Below are 21,177 nucleotides of genomic sequence, written 5' to 3' on the forward strand. Positions count from 1 at the left end.
GAATTTTAAAATGGCAAATAGTACCGATAAGTCAATTTTAACCGCCGCAGGTAAAGCACTGTTGGCACAGCTCAACGCAGAAGAAAAAGCACTTGTCATCGACAAGATGATTTTCGCTAATGTGCCGAATCGTCCAGAGTACCCACAACCAGATGATGTGGTACCCACTGACCATATCGTTCACCAAGAACAAGTGGAGCAGCGCGGTCGCCTTTCTGCAGACTCGGTAATTTATAGCTCAACGTTGACCAGTGATGTTGGTCCGTTCGATTTCAACTGGACAGGCGCATACTGCTCAGAATATGGCGTGTTGGTGACCATTGACCACCATGCACTCACACCAAAGACGGCAGATGAACCAGGTGTTGCAGGTAATACACTGGTGCGTTCGGTTGTTCTTGAATACAAGGACATTGCCGAGATCACCAACATCACCGTGGATGCATCAAGTTGGCAGTACAACGCCACAGAACGCATGAAGAAGATGGACAGCGATGTCGCGCAATCCATCATCGACCAGAATGGTAAAGACTGGTTTATCGAAGATGGTTTCTTAGTAACGCCATCGGGCAGCGCATACAGCATCAAAGCAGGTGCCGGTTATGTTTCTGGTAATCGTGTTGCTATGGAATTTGACCGAAGCGTTCAGGTTCCAAACAAGCCATCGTTTATTTACATCGACGCGCATCGTGAAGGCACACCAACTGGTGAGCAAGTGACCCTATTCAACTTTGTGGTGACCGCAGAAGAAAAAGACGACTACATCGACTCGTCAACGGGTAAGGATGTGAAGCACTTCGTTTGTAAGATTGCGCAGGTGTTGGCTGACGGTTCTGTGAGTGATTTGAGGCCTGAGGGTGAAAGTGCTAGTCGGGAGTGGGTGAAAAATGAGGCAAGAATATTAGCGAAAAATTCGACACATGACAGAACTCTTTCTGAGCGATTTTCTGATCGTGTTAATGTAAAAGATTTTGGTGCGAAAGGGTTTCCTCATGATGACTACCTTGCTTTTAAAGATGCAGTAACGGCAGTCAAAACAGGGGGCATTATTGATGTTCCGTTTAATTCAATTTATCTATCTAGTGAGCCAAACGAGTCCAGTAAAATAGTTACCTTCAATGAGATTGAAGGCAATGTAAATTTCAATGGCGGCGCAAAGTATGGTTCGAATTCATTATCTAAATCGGCGTTTGTGAATGATACAGTTGATTATCGATATTCATCGCTGACAATTTATGATGACGCAATTGATCCAACATTGACTGGTGGTGTATTTGTTAACGGACATAAGGCACTGATGTATCCGTCAGCAGATTGGAATGGAGGGCGCCAAGCTGTTGTGGGTCAAGTACTTGTTAATCATGCTTCAAAGCAAGGCAATCCAAATGTAAGGGCAATCGGTGTTGTTGGCCACGTTCGATGCAATGTTGAGCAGGGAGGCACTGCACCAACTCTCACTGATGGTGTTGGTTCATTTTTTGCGATGAACCCGTATGTCTATTTAGGTCCAGATGCAAAAAATATAAGACTTATTGCTGGTGCTGAAGTCAATACAGTCATGAGAGAGGGATCCACAGTTGGCGCAAAAGTCGGCTGGAACATTGTTTCATCTGACGACATTGGCACTGAGGCGACCGGAGTCGATTGCGGGATACACATCGGTGCGATGTCGGATGCCGAAGGGTACAAAACAGGACTGTTGTTCAGTCGATTGAATGGTGGACGAGGAGTCAAAAGCGGCGGCACCTTTATTGAAGCGAAAGACCATAAAGATGCAGTAATGCAATCATTGCTACGCTTTCCAGATATAAGTTGGACAGGCGACATCATTTACACAGATGTGTTCGCTGTGAGAAATGATGGAAGCTTAAAATTAGGCAATGGTTCGGCAGGTTGCAACATTGATGTATTTACTGATAATACTTCGCATCATTATGATGTTAGTCTGAAATTTTCTGGCGGTACTGGCGAGGCTGGATCCGGTACGATGCAAATTGCAGCCTCTCAAGCTGTACTTCCGAGTATATCTAGACCCTCTGGAGATGACGTCGCTATTCTAGGTCACCCATCATTTAGATGGTCGAATATTTATGCAGCGTCAGGAGTTGTAAATACATCCGATGCTACCTGTAAAACCACCCCGGAACCTATCGATGATTCTGTTTTGGATGCGTGGGCGGATGTTGAATTTGAAAAATACAAATTCTTAGATGCCATATCAAACAAAGGCGATTCTGCACGTTGGCATATTGGCGTTATTGCTCAAAAAGTTGAACAGGCATTTGCATCTCATGGATTAAATGCGTTCGAGCTTGGATTGCTCTGTTTTGACGAATGGGAAGAGCAAGAAGAAATTAAAATTGTCCATCCCGCCGTTGCTGCTGAATATGATCCTGAGACAGGGGGCGTTATAACGCCAGAAGCACCGGAACGTGTTGAGATTGTGCAAGAGTTCGTGCCAGCAGGCAGTCGTTATGGTGTGAGATATGAAGAGGCGTTATGTCTAGAGTCGGCACTGATGCGGAGAGAGTTAAACCGCATGAATAAGAGGCTACTTAGTATCTCAAACCAAGTATCAAATTAAGGTGTAACGATGCTAACCCTACACGGAACTCTACTCCCACTAAAAAACTTACGCATTAGCGTTCGTCAGCAATTGGCCGGACAGGATATGTCCGGTCAGTCCTCGGCAACCGACCAAGCGGAAACAGGTAACAAGGGCAAAGTGTTGGCAGTGAGTGGCATCATCCCTTTCAGTAAACCTGAGATCCTGAGCAACCTTTTCAATATGGCAGGGGGGCAGCAAGAAAGTGCCCGCCAAATCTACCGCATTAGTAACAAAACAGCGTCAACGCTCAAAGTTCGTGAGGTAAAGTTTCAAGGCACTATTCGAGCCGATGAACAAGAAAGCCTGAGGCAATGGAGCGTTGCGTTTGAGTTGGTTGAGCATCTTTCGGTACCGGAACGAGTTGAACAACGTCAACAAGACCAACCTGCGACACAGCAACAAGTCCAAGGGGTAACCACTCCGGTTGAAGCCGGACAGAGTGAAGACGTACCACCGGACACAAGCATTGAGTTAACAGGTGTAATGAAAATGCTCAAGTCTATTGATGATGCTTTGGCTTAAAGGTGAATCATGACGATAAACAACAAATTCACATGTCGTGCTTATCTCGGTAGCCAAAAGGTAAAGACGAAAGACCACCGTGTTCTTTTTGATGTGAACACGCCAGCTCGTTGCTCCATCAAAGTGGAAGGTTCACCGAAAGTGAATACTATCGTTGCAGTCGATATCGGCTGGGGTGACAGCATATCACGTGTGTTTCTAGGGTATGTTGAGAGAGTTCAACCTGCTGAAAAAGGATGGTCAGAATTGTTTTGCCGCGAACTAGCGGCATTACTTTTCAAGCCACTCGATGTCACGCTCAGACACCCAACCCTAATGCAATTGCTCAGTGATGTGACCAATAAAACTGGGTTGCAGTTCGTGGTGCCAGAAGCAGCCTACAGCAAAACGTCAATCCCTTGCTTTTACAGTGACGGTAATGGTTACCGTGTCATGGATGAATTGGCGCAAGCTTTTAGCATTGATGACTTGTTTTGGCAGCAACAAGGCAATGGTCAGATTTACGTGGGAAGTTGGAAAGATTCATATTGGGCAGATAAGCCGGTTAGCATCCAAGATAACTTAATGACCAACCGAACAGCGTCTAAATCAGTGAAAGTTCCTGCCATTCCTAAACTAAGACCCGGTGCGATAGTCAACGGTCACCGTTTAGTTGGCGTTGATTTTCAAGGAACAGAGGTGAAACTAACATGGATGTAAACGCGATTCAGCGCATCATTTTTCGTTTGTTCCCAGAATTAACTGGACGATGGCATTTGCCACGATGGGGAAAGGTGGTCGCATTACCAGAGCTGCCAGAAGAAGGAGATATCTCTGATCGATTTTATCCTCATTACGCAGCAGATGTTCAACTGTTGGATGAAAGGGGCGTGGAGTTCAAGAACAAAGCACCACTTCAAGCGGTGCCATTACCGATACCAGGTGTTGGTGAGCATGCAGGAAGACTGGAACCACCTGCGATCGGAAGTATCGTAGAAATTGGGTTCATGTTCGGACAGCCAGATAAACCTTTTATCCGTTGCGTTATTCCGCTTGGGTTCAAGTTACCTGGTATCAAAGAAGGTGAAAGCCGATACCAACAACGCCAAGGTGTTTATCAGTTAGTCGATAAAGAAGGCAACTTTGAACGTAAGACCGACAAAGACGACATCATCGAATGCTTGAACAAGCGAGTGAAAGTATTGGAAGACCAGATTGTTCAAATCAACAACAACCACACGGAAGTCGTCAAAAACCTAAAGTCCACGTCCGCAAAGAAAATCATTGAAGAGGCTGATCTCATCACCATGAACGGCGGCACGGGTGTTTGCACTGGGCAAACGATTTGCCCGTTTTCTGGTAAGAATCATGTGGATGTATCTAAAACAGTTAAGGCAGGTAAGTAACATGGCAATGGGTAAAGAGTCACTCAAACAAAAGTTAGAAAATGAATTGCAAGCACAAGGCTTTGTCCTTACTGGTGAATTCGCAATGGCAGGCAAGATGGTTGAGGCGATTGCCAATGCTGTGTATGATGAAATCACACAGAATGCTAAAGCAGATGTAACGAGTGGTAGTTCAAAAGGACAGTATTCAATCATCTAGAAAGTATTCTAACCACGCCAAAGCGCCCACAACGGGCGCTTTTCTTTTTGTCTGAACATCGACCGCAATCCCAAGTGCCGAACGTCTGAGTGGCAACCAGAAACGCTGAGCCACGTAAACGCACCTTTCGGTGACGTAATCCGCACTCCTCCTCCCCACCTGCGACGTTTTCGGATCGCGTTTTTTGCAGTTTCTAAATGTCGAAATTAAGGCACCAGAGAAAAGCACAGTCTACACGCTAAAGCCTTAGCAATAGCGGGCTTCGAGAAAATAAAAGACCTCTGAGAATCGCTTCTAGAGCGCTTTTAAAAATTTCAAAATTTGAAAAAAATTTCAGAGAATTGAGATTTAGACGATTAGAAAAGATCTCTCATTTACATGTAAGTGATTGAAATATATGTGTTACGTATAGATTCCGTGAGGGTTTGTGATGATCTGTTGTTGAAATTGAAGATCAGAAAGAAAGGCGAAGAAGCCTTTTGCCATAAGGCGTGAAAGAGTTTTTTGAAGATAAAACAGTTTTTCAATTTTCTAGACAGTATAATTTGACGAAAAGACAGCAAATCAGTCAAAACTAACGCAAAAAATCCCCGTTTTCGTGGAGGTTGCATGGGAAGAACTAAGGTTCATAAATACATACCAGTACAGGCAGAGTTGGTGGAGTTCATCTGTCCAAGCTGTGAGCAAGGCGTTTTGCGCGTCGATAATGGCAAGCAACCGCGGCAAACATGGCATCATAAATGTTCGCATTGTGATTATGAGGCAGAGCTGGCAAGACCGTTCCCAACGATAAAGTACAAGGGCGAAGATTTCGTGTTGGACAAACATGTACCAAGACCTGATCCTTTGCCGGATAGCTCCTAAACTTTAGGAAACTTCAAAGCAAACAAAATAAAATATGTCGCCACTTAATCGCCACTATTAAAGATTGTTTGATTTAACTAATTGATTTTATAGGTATAAAAATTAAAGTGGATATAAAGCTTTACTACGTACATGATCCTATGTGCAGCTGGTGTTGGGGCTACAAACCAACCATCGAAAAATTGAAGCAGCAACTGCCGGGTGTGATTCAGTTTGAGTATGTTGTGGGTGGGCTCGCGCCAGATACTAATCTGCCTATGCCACCGGAAATGCAGCAGAAAATTGAGCAAATTTGGAAGCAAATCGAAGGTCAGCTTGGTACCAAGTTTAACTACGATTTCTGGACGTTGTGCACACCAGTACGTAGCACTTACCAATCTTGTCGTGCCGTTATCGCTGCAGGCTTCCAAGATTCTTATGAACAGATGCTAGAGGCGATTCAACACGCTTACTACTTACGTGCGATGCCGCCTCATGAAGAGGCAACCCACCTGCAACTCGCAAGAGAGATTGGCTTAAACGTTCAGCAGTTCAAGAACGATATGGATGGCACTTTGCTGGAAGGTGTTTTCCAAGACCAACTGAGCCTTGCTAAGAGTCTTGGTGTAAATTCTTACCCGAGTTTGGTACTGCAAATTAACGACGCTTACTTCCCGATTGAAGTGGATTATGTGTCGACAGAAAACACGTTGAAGCTCATTCGCGAGCGCATTATCGACAACATGCCAGCGCAATAATCCGAAACCGGTTTTCAAAGCCAAAACAACAAAAAGCCGCTCAATGAGCGGCTTTTTCGTAACGAATTGTATCCATTCAATGACGCGATTACAGCACCATTGCAGCAATCCAACCGAAGATGATCAGAGGGATGTTGTAGTGGATAAATGTTGGTACTACGGTTTCCCAAATGTGCTCGTGCTGACCATCGGCGTTTAGACCCGATGTTGGACCTAACGTTGAGTCAGAAGCAGGAGAACCCGCGTCACCTAGGGCTGCTGCTGTACCTACTAGCGCGATTGTCGCCATCGGTGAAAAACCAAATGCTAGTGAAAGTGGCACATAGATAGTTGCAAGGATTGGAATCGTAGAGAACGATGAGCCGATGCCCATTGTTACCAACAGACCAACGATAAGCATTAGTAGTGCTGCAAGAGGCTTGTTGTCACCGATGCTGGTTGATAGCGATTGTACAAGCGTCTCAACGCCGCCAGTTTGTTTCATTACCGCAGCAAAACCTGCCGCCGCAATCATGATGAAGCCAATCATTGCCATCATGTGTACACCTTTAGTGAACACGTCGTGCGTCTCTTTCCATGCGATAACACCACCGAAAGTGAATACCATGAAGCCAGCTAGTGCACCGATGATCATTGAGCCCGTGTATAGCTGTACGCTTAGCGCAGCAAGAATACCTAAGCCTGCAACCACGATATGTTTTTTGTTTAGCTTCTCTTCAGATTCTTGAACAACGGTTAGTTCAGTTTCTTTGTATTCACGAGGCTTACGGTAGCTAAAGAAGATCGCAGTTAGAAGACCAAACAACATACCTGCGCCCGGTAACAGCATTGCTGTCGGTACTTGGCTTGCCACAACGTCTGTTAGACCATTGTCATGTAAGTTCTTCAATAGGATGTTGTTTAGGAAGATGCCACCAAAACCGATTGGTAGAACCATGTATGGCGTGATCAAACCAAAGGTAAGCACACAAGCAACCAAACGACGGTCCAGCTTCAGCTTAGCGAATACGCCCAAAAGAGGTGGAATCAAAATTGGAATGAAGGCGATATGTACCGGAATCACGTTTTGAGATGACATGGTAACAAGTACAAGAGCAACCAATACTGCGTATTTTAGACCCGTAGTCGACGCAGAGCTCTCTTTACCATTTAGGCGTTTGATAACGCTTTTTGCCAGAAGGTCAGTGATGCCAGAACGAGAAATCGCAACAGCGAAAGTACCTAGCATTGCGTAGCTTAGTGCGATAGTCGCACCGCCACCCAGACCGCTTTCAAATGCAGCAACCGTATCCCCAAGGCTCATGCCTGCAACAAGGCCACCAACGATGGCACTAAACGTGAGGGCAACCACCACGTTTACGCGCATCAATGCTAACACGAGCATGACGCACACAGATATAACGACAGGATTCATACTTTTCCTAATATGTTGTGTTTATTTATTATTCTTCGTCGACAAGCGGCCAACCGCCTAGGGCCTTCCATTTGTTGACGATGCCACAGAATAACTCTGCAGTTTGTTGTGTATCGTATAGGGCTGAATGTGCCTCACGATTGTCGAATTCCATCCCTGCAGCTTTACATGCTTTAGCGAGAACAGTTTGACCATAAGCAAGCCCACTTAATGTTGCGGTATCAAAAGTGGCAAATGGATGGAAAGGGACTCTTTTTAGCTTGCAGCGCTCGTTAGCTGCATTAACAAAACTTAAGTCGAAAGCGGCATTGTGTGCCACCATGATGGCGCGTGAACAATCGGCCGCTTTTTGTTCTTTACGGATCAGCTTGTAGATTTCTTTGAGGGCTTCTTGTTCTGAAACTGCTCCACGTAAAGGGCTGAATGGGTCACGAATACCATTGAATTCAAGGGCTTCTTTTTCTAAGTTCGCGCCTTCGAAAGGTTCGATATGAAAATGAATGGTCGAGGCAGGATGCAAATCGCCATTTTCATCCATGCTAAGGGTAACGGCGCAGATTTCTAAAAGTGCATCAGTTTGAGCATTGAAACCTGCGGTCTCAACATCAACTACCACTGGAAAATAACCACGAAAACGTTTTTTCAGGGTCAGAGCTTCATTTTCTATTGTCATGTTGGCTTATATTTGTGTGACGAAGGCTGCATTATTGCAGATTCTACCGATGAGAAAAACCGCAATTTCGGAGAAATGTAGAATTCTATTCCTCCGTTAACCAGTAAGGGTTATAACCAAAAACAAGGTAGTCGGTCACCTGTTATTCTCGCGATGTTATTTACCATTTTATACACTTGCCAAAGTGAGTGTTAACTCCTTATAACCCCTTGCAAATTTCATGTTGGCGGGATTTTTGCATTGTTCTGCATGTTTTTAATTGATTCATGTAAGCGGCAATAGACTGCCGTTTGAGAGAAGTACTTAGATGAATAAATGGCTAGTAACCAGTGGTATCGTGATGTCTTTACTTAGCGCGAACAGTTTTGCGTCGATGGGGAAGCGTTATGTTGCTACACCGCAGCAATCACAATGGGAAATGGTGATGAATACGCCATTGGAATGCCAGCTTGTGCATCCTATCCCTGGATTTGGTGACGCGGTATTTTCGTCTCGTGCGAGTAAAAAGATTAACTTGGATTTTGAGCTAAAGATGCGTCGCCCTATGGGGGAAACGCGTAACGTTAGTTTGATTTCTATGCCACCACCTTGGCGTCCGGGTGAGAATGCCGATCGTATTACTAACCTGAAGTTCTTTAAGCAGTTTGATGGTTATGTTGGCGGGCAAACCGCTTGGGGCATTCTGTCTGAGCTAGAAAAAGGGCGCTACCCAACGTTTAGCTACCAAGATTGGCAGAGCCGTGATCAACGCATTGAAGTCGCTTTGTCCTCGGTATTGTTCCAAAGCAAATACAACGCTTTTAGTAACTGTATTGCTAACTTGTTGAAGTACAGTTTCGAAGATATCGCCTTCACGATTCTTCACTATGAACGCCAAGGCGACCAGTTAACTAAAGCCTCGAAGAAACGTTTGTCGCAAATTGCTGATTATGTTCGTCATAATCAAGATATCGATTTGGTGCTGGTGGCGACTTACACCGATTCAACGGATGGTAAGAGCGCAAGTCAAAGCTTATCGGAGCGACGTGCTGAATCATTACGTACTTACTTTGAGTCGCTAGGGCTATCTGGAGATCGCATTCAAGTGCAAGGTTACGGCAAGCGTCGTCCAATTGCAGACAATGGTTCGCCAATTGGTAAAGATAAAAACCGTCGTGTAGTAATTTCGCTGGGACGTACTCAGGTCTAACTGAAGTTAACCAATAAAAACGCCAGAGTTTGACTCTGGCGTTTTTGTATCCGTTTGACGTTGTTTATTTTATTCGTTGCCGCTTAGCTTTGTGTCATGTGTTTTAGTTTAGGCGGAACTTAGCGATGATTTCACAATTGGTCGCGGTATCGATTTTCTCGACTTGTTTTGCGATTGCAGGGTTGGGGTGGCGCTTCATGAAATCAATCAGTGCTTTTGTGCAACAGCCAATGGAATCAATAAAGCTTGCACAATCTTTGTTTGGGCATTGAGGAATCAGAGTGAGTACTTTTTCCGAAGCCAGTTGAAGATATTTGAGCTCATATTCGGTATCACCAGCCCAACGCCAGAATTGCGCGAGGTTATGGCATGAAATCACCGAAATCAATAATCTCTCGTCGGCTTCTATTTCCACGCATTCGCTAATATCTTCACTCAGGCTAAGGGCTTGCTGGTAATGAAGAATGCTGCGAACAGGGTCATCTAGTTGAAGTGCAGTATCGGCTAGAAGTGTGTGTTTTTCCCATTCACTGATCATTATCGTGTCCCACATATCGATGTTGCGGACAAATCTAAACGATAATTATTATCAAGTAAAGTAATTTGTTGATAAAAGAAAGGCAGGTCTCAGACCTGCCTGCAAAAACATCGCGTGTTTCAATATAGCGTGTTTCAATAAAAGAGCTTGTTAGCCTTCTAGACCTGCTGACGCTTGTTTGTTTTGAATCAACTCAATCATGTAGCCATCAGGGTCTTTCACGAAAGCGATGTGCGTTGTACCGCCTTTTACTGGGCCAGCTTCACGAGTGACATTGCCACCTGCTGCTTTGATTGCGTCGCAAGTTGAGTAGATATCGTCTACGCCAATTGCGATATGGCCAAATGCAGAGCCTAAGTCGTACTCGGTTGTACCCCAGTTGTAAGTCAGCTCAATGACGGCACCTTGAGACTCATCACCGTAGCCTAGGAATGCCAGCGTGTACTCGTACTCTTTGTTTTCATTGGTACGAAGTAGCTGCATGCCCATTACTTCAGTGTAGAACTTGATAGATTTGTCTAGATCACCCACGCGTAGCATGGTGTGAAGAATTCGACCGTTTGACATTATTTGCTCCTAGCGATTGTTTCAGACGGGTTTATTCGTCTGGGTACACTTTTTCTTTGTATTCACAGAGATCTTCAATGATGCAGCTACCACAGCGCGGCTTTCTTGCCACACATGTGTAACGACCATGAAGGATCAGCCAGTGGTGTACATCAAGCTTAAACTCTTTTGGCACCACTTTTAGCAGTTTTTCTTCTACATCGTCGACGGTTTTACCCATCGCAAACTTTGTACGGTTAGAAACACGATAGATGTGCGTGTCCACCGCGATAGTTGGCCAACCGAAGGCGGTGTTCAGTACCACGTTAGCGGTTTTACGACCGACACCCGGCAAAGCTTCAAGCGCTGCACGATCTTCTGGTACTTCGCCGTTATGCTTCTCTAGTAGGATCTTACAAGTCTTGATGGTGTTTTCGGCTTTTGAATTAAACAGTCCGATGGTTTTGATGTATTCCTTTAAACCATCGACACCCAAATCAAGAATGCCTTGTGGCGTGTTCGCAACAGGGTAGAGCTTGTCTGTTGCTTTGTTTACGCTTACGTCCGTCGCCTGCGCAGAAAGCAGTACGGCGATAAGCAACTCAAACGGTGTGCTCCAGTTAAGCTCCGTCTGAGGATTGGGATTGTTTTCTCGTAGTCGTTCGAGAATTTCAATTCTTTTGACTTTGTTCATTGCTGACTTCCAAACCCGTCTTTGCGGTTTATGAAAAAGGCCCTACGAGTGGTAGAGCCTTGATTTTAGAATTCTTATATTATGCGTTAGTTACGCGGGCGCGCTCAATGGCTGGTTTTTCTTCTTTCGGCTGACGTTCCTGAATTGAGCTGTCGATAACGTTTTTCAACGCAATCAAAAGCCCTACGCCGATAAACGCACCTGGCGGCAACAATGCCAGTAAGAAGCTGCTATCGAAGTGGAAAACTTGAATACGCAGTGCCGCAGCCCAGTCACCCAATAATAGGTCTGCACCATCGAACAAGGTGCCGTTACCGATAAGTTCACGCATAGCACCAAGTACAACCAATACCGTTGTCATACCGAGCCCCATCCAGAAACCATCCAATGCTGCTGGCAATGGATCATTCTTCGAGGCGTAAGCTTCCGCACGGCCGATGATAATACAGTTGGTTACGATCAGTGGGATGAAGATGCCCAGAGATAGATACAATCCGTAGGCATAAGCGTTCATCAAGAGTTGAACACAAGTTACCAAGGCTGCGATGATCATAACGAAAACCGGAATACGGATTTCTTTTGGAACGTAGTTACGAATCAGTGAAACTGTCAGGTTTGAACCGACAAGTACCAACAAAGTCGCAATACCCAAACCAAGGGCGTTGGTAATGGTCGAAGAAACCGCAAGTAGAGGACATAAACCCAGAAGTTGCACTAGGGCAGGGTTGTTGCTCCACATGCCGTTTTTCATTAGCAGTTTATTTTCACTCATGGTTGCCTCCTGCGCAGTCTAGGGGCTGATTCAGAATCTCATCACGAGACTTATTTACGTAGTTTACTGTGTTTCTCACCGCTTTCACTACCGCTCGAGGGGTAATGGTTGCGCCAGTAAACTGATCGAAATCGCCACCATCTTTACGAACTCGCCAAGAATTCCAGTTACTTTCTGTCACTTGCTTACCAGTGAAGCTCAAGATCCAATCCGTAACGCGTAAATCAATTTTATCACCCAATCCCGGCGTTTCTTGATGGCTTAGGATACGAGTACCAAGGATTTTGCCTTGGTTATCGATGCCGGTGATGATTTTGATTTCACCGTTGTAGCCATCTGGTGCAATGGACTCAATCGCCATTGCCGTTGGTTGACCATCTTTGGTGGCAATGTAAGTTGGCATCGAGCGAACCGTACCTAGATCGGGCGCAGAGACCATAGTACATGCCGCAACAAGATTGTTGTCATGCATTTCTTCCGGAATCACTTGGTTAAGAACCGACAGCAATTGCTTTTGTTCCTGAAGCTTAATTTGATCTTTTGTTAGGTACTGAGTCAGTGCAACAAGACCGGTTGTTGCACAGGCAAAGATCGCCAATGTCAGACCATTTTTTCTAATAGCGGTTAACATGTTTACCTCAGTGACCGTAAGTTCTTGGTTTGGTGTAGTAGTCGATCAACGGTACACACATATTGGCAAGCAGAACGGCGAACGCAACGCCATCTGGGAAGCCACCCCAACTACGAATAATGAATACCAACGCGCCGATCAGAGCACCAAAAATTAAACGACCTTTCACGGTCGTTGATGCCGAAACAGGATCGGTTGCGATAAAGAATGCGCCTAACATCGTTGCACCTGAAAGTAGGTGGAAGATTGGTGACGCGGTTTCTCCCGGCATGATCAAGCTAAACACGGTACTGAACAGTGCCAAGCTGCCTAGGAAACCAACTGGAATGTACCATTGGATGATGCGCTTTTTGATCATCACTAGGCCACCAACCAAGTAAGCTAGGTTTACCCATTGCCAACCGATACCCGCAAGTCCACCAAACATTGGTTGTGAAAGCACCTCACTTGGCGTTGCACCAGTATGAATACCGGTTTTGAATGCATCTAATGGGGTTGCCATTGTTACGCCATCCACACCAGCGCGAACTTGTTGCAGTGACAAACCATCAAAGTCATAGCCAGTGAAGATCAGAGACAACGCGTCTGCAAAAGTCACGTGTTCAGACATCAATGAAACAGGCGCGCTCCAACTTGTCATTTGGACAGGGAAGGAGATAAGCAATACAACGTAAGCGACCATCGCCGGGTTAAATAGGTTTTGGCCAATACCACCGTATAAGTGCTTTGCAATAACGATGGCAAAAATCAAACCGATAACCATGATCCACCAAGGAGACCATGGTGGGATTGCTACGGCTAATAGCCATGCTGTCACGATGGCACTGTTATCACGCAGCGCACGCATTGGAGAGCGCTTACGCACAAGCATGACCAATGCTTCAAGTGACACTGCGACCGCAATAGCGAACACAAGTTGAATGATGGTGCCCCAACCAAAGAAGTAGGTTTGAGCCACTAAGCCAGGAATAGCGCACAGCGCTACCCATTTCATCAAATCAGGCGTGCTGCGACGGCTGTGAGCGTGTGGTGAACTGGCAATAAAAAACGACATTACTCGTTCTCCTCAGTATTGTTCTTATTCGCTTCTTGCTGAGCTTTGCGTGCTTTAGCACGAGCAATAGCAGCGGCAACCGCGGCTTTCTTCGGATCCACTTCTGGCTCTTCAGAAGGCGTTTCTTCAACAGATTCTTTATGTGCTTCTTGTTGAGCTTTACGTGCTTTAGCACGAGCAATGGCTGCGGCAACTGCGGCTTTCTTTGGATCTTCAGCTTGCTCTGCAGGCGCTTCTGCTTCAACAGATTCTGTTTGTGCTTCTTGCTGAGCTTTGCGTGCTTTAGCGCGAGCAATGGCTGCGGCAACCGCAGCTTTCTTTGGATCCACTTCTGGCTCTTCAGAAGGAGCTTCCGCTTCAACAGATTCTGTTTGTGCTTCTTGCTGAGCTTTACGTGCTTTGGCACGAGCAATGGCTGCGGCAACCGCGGCTTTCTTTGGGTCCACTTCTGATTCTTCAGAAGGCGTTTCTTCAACAGATTCTGTATGTGCTTCTTGCTGAGCTTTACGTGCTTTGGCACGAGCAATGGCTGCGGCAACAGCGGCTTTCTTCGGATCTTCAGCTTGTTCAGCTGGCGCTTCCGCTTCTGCAGATTCAGTAGAGCTTTCTTGTTGAGCTTTACGCGCTTTAGCACGGGCAATGGCAGCAGCAACAGCTGCTTTCTTTGGATCTTCAGCTTGTTCAGCAGGTGTTTCCGCTTCTGTAGATTCAGTAGGGCTTTCTTGTTGAGCTTTACGTGCTTTAGCACGAGCAATGGCAGCAGCAACAGCAGCTTTCTTTGGATCTTCTGCTTGTTCAGCAGGCGCGTCCGTTTCTACAGATTCAGTTGATTCTTCTTGCTGAGCTTTGCGCGCTTTTGCACGAGCAATGGCTGCGGCAACAGCGGCTTTTTTCGGATCTTCAGCTCGTTCAGCAGGAGCTTCCGTTTCTACAGATTCGGTCGAATCTTCTTGTTGTGCTTTTTTCGCTTTAGCTCTGGCGATAGCTGCCGCGACTGCCGCTTTCTTGTCACCGGCTTCAGCAGGTGTTGATGCGTCTTCTTGTTGAGCTTTCTTCGCCTTAGCACGGGCAATCGCTGCTGCAACCGCTGACTTCTTGTCGTCAGCATTATCCGTAGATGCGTCGCCTTGTTCTTTTTGCGCTTTGCGTTCGCGAGCAAGACGTTTGCGTTCTTCGCGTAGCTTCGCCATTTCTGAGTTATCAGGCTCGGCTGCGCCAGATTGAGCCGCTGCAGCTTGTTTTGCTTTTGCTTTGGCAATCGCGGCAGCAACCGCTGGTTTCACTGCTGGCTCGGCTTTCGCTTCAGCGTTCTCTTTTTGCGCTTTCACACGAGCGATCGCTGCTGCAATCGCATCGTCACCACCAGATGCTTTCATGTCTTTACGACGATCATCCGCGGCTTTCTTGAAGCGATTCTCACGTTCTGCTTTTTCGCGTTCCATACGCGCTTTTTTCTCTTCAAAGCGCAGTTTAGCTCGTTCAGCGGCTGCCGCTTCTTGAGCGCGAGTACGGATTTCAGCTTTCGCTTGACGATAATATTGAACCAGTGGAATCTCACTTGGACACACAAATGCACACGCACCACATTCAATACAGTCTTTTAAGTTCAGCTCTTCCAGCTTGTCGTATTCTTGGCTTTTCGCATACCACTGGAGCTGCTGTGGCAGTAGTGACGCAGGGCATGCCTCAGCACATTGGCTACAACGAATGCATTCCATTTCGTGTTGGTCAGAGGCGATCTCACGACGTTTCGGTGCCAGAATACAGTTTGCCGTTTTAGTGATAGGAACCTGAGCGTGAGGTAGGGTAAAGCCCATCATTGGACCACCCATGATCAGACGCTGCAGTTTTTTATCTGCTTTGTAGCCAAACTCGTCTAAAAGTGCTTGTACTGGCGTGCCAAGAAGCGTCCAAACGTTACGTGGTTGTTTGAAGGTTTTACCTGTAAGCGTCACGATGCGATTGACCATAGGTTCGCCATCGATCACTGCACGTTTAATTGAGTATAGAGAACCAACGTTTTGAACCAGGATGCCAATATCGGCAGGGATAGCGCCGCTAGGAACTTCTTTATTGGTCAAAATCTTAATGAGCTGCTTCTCACCACCAGAAGGGTATTTGGTTGGGATAACGCGGATCACGATGTCTTTGTTCATCGCCGCTTGTTCCAGTGCTTTGATTGCTGCTGGCTTGTTATCTTCAATACCGATGATGGTCAGTTTTGGCTTAAGGATATGCTCGACGATCTCGATCCCTTGGATCAATTCGTCAGCATGTTCTTGCATGAGTTTGTCATCGGCGGTGATGTAAGGCTCACATTCGGCTGCGTTGACAATAAGAATTTCGGTACGTGCGATACCCGATTGGATCTTCTTAGCAGTAGGGAAGCCTGCGCCACCCATGCCAGAGATACCAGCAAGGCGAATCACATCGATTAACGCATCAGCGGATTCTTGAGTGTAATCGGCAACGGGCGTTTTCTCACACCAAGCATCGTTACCATCAGGTGTAATCACTGCGCACAGTTCGCTCAAACCCGATGGGTGAGCAACGGTTCGTGGCTCAATAGCCGTCACTTGACCGGAAGTTGGTGCATGAACCGGAACGGTAAAGCCACTGTCTGACGCCGTTAGTTGCTGACCTTTCAACACCTTGTCGCCAACAGCAATCAATAGATTACCTGCTTTACCTATGTGTTGTTTTAGAGGTAGGACGATTTCCGACGGAATGGCTGCATGAACCAATTCAGTTTTGTTGGATTGCTTTTTGTTTTCTGCCGGATGCACGCCACCTGGGAAATCCCAGAGCGAACCAGTACGAATTTGTTCAATCAAAGACAACATACGAAACCTTATTTAATTGAATCAGTCACGTTCGCTGCATTGGCAGCATCCGTAATGTTAACCACTGGAATGGCGTTAAGTTTCCACTTCCAGCTCTCTGTGGTGGTTTCCACAGGAATCATTTCAATACAGTCAGTTGGACAAGGCGCAACACACAAGTCACAACCCGTACACTCGTCTTTGATTACGGTATGAAGGGCTTTAGTACCACCAACAATCGCATCTACAGGACACGCTTGAATGCACTTTGTACAACCGATACACATGTCTTCATGGATGAAGGCAACCGTTTTGACTTTGTTGTCGAGGTCGTGTGCCGACTCTTCCGCTTCGACACCCATCAAATCCGCCAGTTTTTCAATGGTCGCTTGACCACCTGGGGGACACTTGTTGATTTGATCGCCGTTAGCAATCGCTTCTGCGTATGGACGACAACCTGGGTAGCCACACTGACCGCACTGAGTTTGAGGAAGAATAGAATCGATTTGATCGACGATCGGGTCGGCTTCTACTTTGAAGCGAATCGACGCAAAACCGAGTATGGCCCCAAATACAGCGGCAAGCGCTGCAAGGGCAATGATCGCAATTAAAATAGTACTCATTGTCTACTTCACCAAACCAGTAAAGCCCATGAAGGCAAGAGACATAAGACCTGCGGTGATCATTGCAATCGAAGCACCTTTAAACGGTACAGGTACGTCAGCTGCAGCAATACGTTCACGCATTGAGGCAAATAGGATCAATACCAAAGAGAAGCCAACTGCCGCACCAAAACCGTAAATGATCGATTCAATGAAGTTGTGGTTTTCATTGATGTTAAGCAGGGCAACACCCAAAACAGCACAGTTCGTTGTAATCAATGGTAGGAAGATACCCAACAGACGATAAAGCGTCGGGCTGGTTTTGTGCACGACCATTTCGGTGAACTGTACAACAACAGCGATCACCAAAATAAAGCTCATGGTTCGTAGATATTCGATGCCCAGTGGACGTAAAACATAGCTTTCCACTAAGTATGCACACACAGACGCGAGCGTTAGTACAAAAGTTGTAGCTAAGCCCATGCCAATTGCTGTTTCCAGTTTTTTAGACACGCCCATAAAAGGACACAAGCCCAAAAACTTCACCAGTACAAAGTTGTTCACCAGCACAGTGCCGACCAACAACAAAATATATTCGGTCATAGTTATTACGTTCTTAAAATCCGATCCCAATATTATCGTGTTTTGTGACACCAATAACAACCAAAGAACGGTGTGGTTTTATGCACCCGATGGAAAATTATACGTGTATGTGATGTGAGTGGATGGATTAATAAGAAATTGAAAAGTTTGGTGAATGGTTGTTAACAAAGGAAAACGCAATTTTCGTCACTGATTTAACGCACGCTTTGCTGGCGGCTTCACTCTTCATTTCTTGGATAAAACGAAATAGAAAATGCTCATACCCCTAATGAGCTAGGGGGATGAGCTAAGGTTAACGTTTCTAGATTGATTTACAGTTTTTCTGTAAAGGTGCGGCTGATAACGTCTTGTTGCTGCTCTCTCGTTAGCGAGTTAAAACGCACTGCGTAGCCAGACACTCGAATCGTCAATTGAGGGTATTTTTCAGGATGTTCAACCGCATCTAACAGCATCTCTCGGTTGAGAACATTAACATTGAGATGCTGACCACCTTCAATCGCAATAGCCTCATTGCTTGCTTCATGATGGAAGTACCCATCCATTAGTGCTGCAAGGTTCTTCTTCTGGCTTGACTCATCTTTACCTAATGCATTGGGTACAATTGAGAAGGTGTAAGAAATGCCATCTTTCGCGTAAGCAAACGGCAGTTTGGAAACCGAAGCTAACGAAGCAACCGCTCCTTTTTCATCACGACCATGCATTGGGTTTGCACCTGGACCAAACGGCATACCTGCGCGGCGACCATCTGGCGTGTTACCCGTTTTTTTGCCGTAAACCACGTTAGATGTGATGGTTAGGATCGACTGAGTTGGCACAGCTTCACGATAAGTGTGCATCTTCTGAATTTTTTTCATGAAGCGCTCTACTAGATCACAAGCGATGTCATCAACGCGTGGATCATTGTTACCGAATTTCGGGTAGTCGCCTTCGATTTCAAAATCAACGGCGATGCCATTCTCGTCGCGAATCGGTTTCACTGTTGCGAATTTGATTGCAGCTAAAGAGTCTGCCACCACAGATAGACCCGCAATACCACACGCCATGGTTCGATGTACGTCACGATCCATCAGTGCCATTAATGACGCTTCGTAGCTGTAACGGTCATGCGAGTAATGGATGATGTTCAACGCAGTGACATATTGAGTCGCTAACCATTCCAACATGTTATCGAAGCGCGGCATTAGTGCGTCAAAGTCGAGAATTTCATCTTGAACTTTTTCTACAGATGGACCTACTTGCGCTTTAGATTTCTCGTCTATGCCGCCGTTGATTGTGTATAGCAGCGCTTTTGCAAGGTTGGCTCGTGCGCCAAAGAACTGCATGTGTTGACCAACAATCTGTGGACTCACACAACAAGCTATCGCGTAATCGTCGTTATTGAAATCTGGGCGCATCAGATCGTCATTTTCGTACTGAACGGAAGACGTATCAATTGACACTTTTGCTGCGTATTGCTTAAACGTCTCTGGTAATTGCTCTGACCACAGGATCGTCATGTTTGGCTCTGGTGCTGGTCCCATAGTATGCAATGTATGTAAGTAGCGGAATGTCGTTTTAGTTACGAGCGTGCGACCATCTACCCCCATCCCAGCCATGGCTTCTGTTGCCCAGATTGGGTCGCCAGAAAACAGTGAATCGTATTCTGGTGTACGCAGGAAGCGAACCATGCGCAATTTCATGATGAAGTGGTCGATCATCTCTTGCGCTTGTGATTCATCAATCAAACCATTTGCGATATCGCGTTCTAGATAAACGTCTAAGAAGGTTGATGTACGACCCAATGACATTGCAGCGCCATTTTGTGATTTAACCGCCGCTAGGTAGCCAAAGTAGGTAAATTGAATCGCTTCTTGTGCTGTTTTTGCGGGTAGCGACATATCAATGCCGTATTTCAGACCCATTTGACGAATGTCTTCAAGTGCTTGAACTTGATCGGCAATCTCTTCACGCAGGCGAAGTGTCTTTTCAAGATCACTGCCACGCTCTAGGAAAGTTTGTGTTGAGTTGTATTGCTCTTTTTTATCTGCTTTTAAGAATTCGATACCGTAAAGGGCGATACGTCGGTAATCACCGATGATACGTCCACGACCATAAGCATCTGGAAGACCAGTAATGATGCCTGATTTACGACACGCTAGGATCTCTTTGGTGTACAGATCGAAACACGCTTTGTTATGAGTTTTGCGGTATTCGGTGAAGATCTTTTCTACGGTTGGGTCTAGCTCTCGACCGTACACTTCGCACGAGTTTTTCACCATACGAATGCCGCCATTGGCGATAATGGCACGTTTGAGTGGCTGTTCGGTTTGTAAGCCAACGATCTTTTCTAAATCTTTGTTGATGTAACCCGCATCGTGAGAAGTAATCGTTGATGGCAGATCGGTATCGAAATCAACAGGCGCGTGTGTGCGGCTTTCTTGTTTAATGCCTTCAAGCACTTGGTTCCACAATGCTGACGTAGATTCACTTACCTCAGCTAAGAAGGACTCGTCTCCTTCATAAGGGGTGTAGTTTTTTTGGATGAAGTCACGAGTGTTGACAGCATTTTGCCATTCACCAGCAGCGAATCCAGTCCATGCGTCAAGCATATCAGTCGTCGGAATAGTCATTAGTAAATCCCTAAGTTATTGATAAATAGAATGGAGGCGACGAGTAGGACGGAACCATTCTTAACCCTTTCAATCGTATGGACTTACCATCTATGAGTAAAATGAATGCTTTTCATTTTTTAAATGATTAAAATGCATTAATATTTAAATCATAGGTTTATGGTTGGCTTTTGCTTTTGGAACCACACATTTAATGCTTGGTATCGTGAATTTATCGGCGAATTAAAAGTAAAACAGAGTAATGAGCAGATTTGCCGTCATTCGAATTAGGAAGAAGCGGTGTGTATGAAGAGATTGTGTAACTGTATTTACTAAGCTTATTTGTGCTGAGATTCTAGAGGAGCAGATACGAAAAAGCCGCGTCTTTCGACACGGCTTTGTCTGGAATTTGGCTCCTCCTGCTGGATTCGAACCAGCGACCTGCGGATTAACAGTCCGTCGCTCTACCGACTGAGCTAAGGAGGAATTGCTTTGCTTGAAAGCGGGTCGAATCTTACCGAGCACCTATATTTCTGTCAACACCTAAAAAACACATTTCTAGTAAAAAATAATGGAATTTTATCTTTACTTTCTTGTAATCCTTGCCAGTAAAGGGCTGGAGTTACTTATCCACCAAATTTGTGGATAACTATGTTGATGAGATCTGAGTAAAGATCTTTTATATGCAACAGTGTTGTTTTGTTTTGAATTTTTAAGCAGAAATAGGCACTGAATA

The 21,177-nt window shown here is 45.6% G+C and carries 19 protein-coding genes and 1 tRNA gene; 7 read left to right on the top strand and 13 right to left on the bottom strand.

The features are described from left to right. The first annotated feature begins 10 nt into the window (after positions 1-10). From ATB78_RS11905 to ATB78_RS11935, 6 genes are all read left to right on the top strand, one after another. The gene (locus ATB78_RS11905; protein ID WP_061008760.1) at positions 11-2,584 is read left to right on the top strand and encodes a phage tail protein; all 2,574 of its coding nucleotides are present in this window, start codon (positions 11-13) and stop codon (positions 2,582-2,584) included. A gap of 9 nt (positions 2,585-2,593) precedes the next feature. Beyond that, positions 2,594-3,130, top strand: a complete 537-nt coding sequence (locus tag ATB78_RS11910) for a hypothetical protein (RefSeq protein WP_061008761.1) — start codon at positions 2,594-2,596, stop codon at positions 3,128-3,130. A 9-nt stretch (positions 3,131-3,139) separates the two neighbouring features. Continuing rightward, complete coding sequence (locus ATB78_RS11915) at positions 3,140-3,829, top strand: hypothetical protein (protein ID WP_061008762.1); 690 nt, start codon at positions 3,140-3,142, stop codon at positions 3,827-3,829. After that, positions 3,820-4,515: a hypothetical protein gene (locus ATB78_RS11920; RefSeq protein ID WP_061008763.1), complete on the top strand. Its 696-nt coding sequence runs from the start codon at positions 3,820-3,822 to the stop codon at positions 4,513-4,515. The genes ATB78_RS11915 and ATB78_RS11920 overlap by 10 nt, the downstream gene beginning before the upstream one ends. Position 4,516: 1 nt before the next feature. Continuing rightward, entirely contained in the window at positions 4,517-4,714 is a 198-nt protein-coding gene (locus tag ATB78_RS11925; RefSeq protein ID WP_061008764.1) for a hypothetical protein, read from the top strand. Positions 4,715-5,685: 971 nt separating this feature from the next. Beyond that, a complete protein-coding gene (locus tag ATB78_RS11935) occupies positions 5,686-6,315 on the top strand; it encodes a DsbA family protein (protein ID WP_054824057.1) in 630 nt (209 codons plus the stop codon). Between the two features lie 88 nt (positions 6,316-6,403). On the opposite strand, the gene ATB78_RS11940 is transcribed toward ATB78_RS11935, so the two are convergent. Then, entirely contained in the window at positions 6,404-7,729 is a 1,326-nt protein-coding gene (locus ATB78_RS11940; protein WP_005444668.1) for a Na+/H+ antiporter family protein, read from the bottom strand. Between the two features lie 28 nt (positions 7,730-7,757). Beyond that, complete coding sequence (gene rnt, locus ATB78_RS11945) at positions 7,758-8,402, bottom strand: ribonuclease T (protein WP_005439693.1); 645 nt, start codon at positions 8,400-8,402, stop codon at positions 7,758-7,760. 307 nt (positions 8,403-8,709) lie between these two features. On the opposite strand from rnt, the gene ATB78_RS11950 reads away from it, so the two are divergent. Then, entirely contained in the window at positions 8,710-9,591 is an 882-nt protein-coding gene (locus ATB78_RS11950; protein WP_009707290.1) for an OmpA family protein, read from the top strand. Positions 9,592-9,694: 103 nt separating this feature from the next. Here the strand turns inward: ATB78_RS11950 and ATB78_RS11955 are convergent, their stop codons facing one another. The 11 genes from ATB78_RS11955 to ATB78_RS12005 form a co-directional block, all read right to left on the bottom strand. Continuing rightward, positions 9,695-10,129 carry a DUF2753 domain-containing protein gene (locus ATB78_RS11955; RefSeq protein WP_005439686.1) on the bottom strand — a complete coding sequence of 145 codons (435 nt, stop codon included), beginning with the start codon at positions 10,127-10,129 and terminating at the stop codon, positions 9,695-9,697. A 150-nt stretch (positions 10,130-10,279) separates the two neighbouring features. After that, positions 10,280-10,696 carry a lactoylglutathione lyase gene (gloA, locus tag ATB78_RS11960; protein WP_020196364.1) on the bottom strand — a complete coding sequence of 139 codons (417 nt, stop codon included), beginning with the start codon at positions 10,694-10,696 and terminating at the stop codon, positions 10,280-10,282. A gap of 31 nt (positions 10,697-10,727) precedes the next feature. Then, a complete protein-coding gene (gene nth, locus ATB78_RS11965) occupies positions 10,728-11,369 on the bottom strand; it encodes an endonuclease III (RefSeq protein ID WP_005439684.1) in 642 nt (213 codons plus the stop codon). 79 nt (positions 11,370-11,448) lie between these two features. Continuing rightward, positions 11,449-12,141 (bottom strand): electron transport complex subunit E, encoded by a 693-nt coding sequence (locus ATB78_RS11970; protein ID WP_005439683.1) that lies wholly within the window; start codon positions 12,139-12,141, stop codon positions 11,449-11,451. Further along, the gene (rsxG, locus tag ATB78_RS11975; protein ID WP_005536427.1) at positions 12,134-12,772 is read right to left on the bottom strand and encodes an electron transport complex subunit RsxG; all 639 of its coding nucleotides are present in this window, start codon (positions 12,770-12,772) and stop codon (positions 12,134-12,136) included. Before rsxG ends, ATB78_RS11970 begins: the two co-directional genes overlap by 8 nt. Before the next feature lie 7 nt (positions 12,773-12,779). Then, entirely contained in the window at positions 12,780-13,826 is a 1,047-nt protein-coding gene (gene rsxD, locus ATB78_RS11980) for an electron transport complex subunit RsxD (protein ID WP_009707287.1), read from the bottom strand. Further along, positions 13,826-16,669 carry an electron transport complex subunit RsxC gene (gene rsxC / locus ATB78_RS11985; protein ID WP_061008766.1) on the bottom strand — a complete coding sequence of 948 codons (2,844 nt, stop codon included), beginning with the start codon at positions 16,667-16,669 and terminating at the stop codon, positions 13,826-13,828. The genes rsxD and rsxC overlap by 1 nt, the downstream gene beginning before the upstream one ends. Positions 16,670-16,677: 8 nt before the next feature. Next, positions 16,678-17,271, bottom strand: a complete 594-nt coding sequence (rsxB, locus tag ATB78_RS11990) for an electron transport complex subunit RsxB (protein WP_029790465.1) — start codon at positions 17,269-17,271, stop codon at positions 16,678-16,680. Between the two features lie 3 nt (positions 17,272-17,274). Then, positions 17,275-17,853, bottom strand: a complete 579-nt coding sequence (gene rsxA / locus ATB78_RS11995) for an electron transport complex subunit RsxA (protein WP_005425202.1) — start codon at positions 17,851-17,853, stop codon at positions 17,275-17,277. Positions 17,854-18,164: 311 nt separating this feature from the next. Next, complete coding sequence (gene pflB, locus ATB78_RS12000; RefSeq protein WP_061008767.1) at positions 18,165-20,462, bottom strand: formate C-acetyltransferase; 2,298 nt, start codon at positions 20,460-20,462, stop codon at positions 18,165-18,167. A 389-nt stretch (positions 20,463-20,851) separates the two neighbouring features. After that, positions 20,852-20,927, bottom strand: a tRNA-Asn gene (locus ATB78_RS12005). Positions 20,928-21,177: the final 250 nt, after the last annotated feature.

Origin of the sequence: Vibrio sp. CUB2 (assembly GCF_001557945.1) — a bacterium.
GTDB lineage: Bacteria > Pseudomonadota > Gammaproteobacteria > Enterobacterales > Vibrionaceae > Vibrio > Vibrio owensii.

Coding starts and splice junctions, on each gene's coding strand:
- ATB78_RS11905 (WP_061008760.1), top strand. CDS start 11: ATGGCAAATAGTACCGATAAGTCAATTTTAACCGCCGCAGGTAAAGCA.
- ATB78_RS11910 (WP_061008761.1), top strand. CDS start 2,594: ATGCTAACCCTACACGGAACTCTACTCCCACTAAAAAACTTACGCATT.
- ATB78_RS11915 (WP_061008762.1), top strand. CDS start 3,140: ATGACGATAAACAACAAATTCACATGTCGTGCTTATCTCGGTAGCCAA.
- ATB78_RS11920 (WP_061008763.1), top strand. CDS start 3,820: ATGGATGTAAACGCGATTCAGCGCATCATTTTTCGTTTGTTCCCAGAA.
- ATB78_RS11925 (WP_061008764.1), top strand. CDS start 4,517: ATGGCAATGGGTAAAGAGTCACTCAAACAAAAGTTAGAAAATGAATTG.
- ATB78_RS11940 (WP_005444668.1), bottom strand. CDS start 7,729: ATGAATCCTGTCGTTATATCTGTGTGCGTCATGCTCGTGTTAGCATTG.
- rnt (WP_005439693.1), bottom strand. CDS start 8,402: ATGACAATAGAAAATGAAGCTCTGACCCTGAAAAAACGTTTTCGTGGT.
- ATB78_RS11950 (WP_009707290.1), top strand. CDS start 8,710: ATGAATAAATGGCTAGTAACCAGTGGTATCGTGATGTCTTTACTTAGC.
- ATB78_RS11955 (WP_005439686.1), bottom strand. CDS start 10,129: ATGATCAGTGAATGGGAAAAACACACACTTCTAGCCGATACTGCACTT.
- gloA (WP_020196364.1), bottom strand. CDS start 10,696: ATGTCAAACGGTCGAATTCTTCACACCATGCTACGCGTGGGTGATCTA.
- nth (WP_005439684.1), bottom strand. CDS start 11,369: ATGAACAAAGTCAAAAGAATTGAAATTCTCGAACGACTACGAGAAAAC.
- ATB78_RS11970 (WP_005439683.1), bottom strand. CDS start 12,141: ATGAGTGAAAATAAACTGCTAATGAAAAACGGCATGTGGAGCAACAAC.
- rsxG (WP_005536427.1), bottom strand. CDS start 12,772: ATGTTAACCGCTATTAGAAAAAATGGTCTGACATTGGCGATCTTTGCC.
- rsxD (WP_009707287.1), bottom strand. CDS start 13,826: ATGTCGTTTTTTATTGCCAGTTCACCACACGCTCACAGCCGTCGCAGC.
- rsxC (WP_061008766.1), bottom strand. CDS start 16,669: ATGTTGTCTTTGATTGAACAAATTCGTACTGGTTCGCTCTGGGATTTC.
- rsxB (WP_029790465.1), bottom strand. CDS start 17,271: ATGAGTACTATTTTAATTGCGATCATTGCCCTTGCAGCGCTTGCCGCT.
- rsxA (WP_005425202.1), bottom strand. CDS start 17,853: ATGACCGAATATATTTTGTTGTTGGTCGGCACTGTGCTGGTGAACAAC.
- pflB (WP_061008767.1), bottom strand. CDS start 20,462: ATGACTATTCCGACGACTGATATGCTTGACGCATGGACTGGATTCGCT.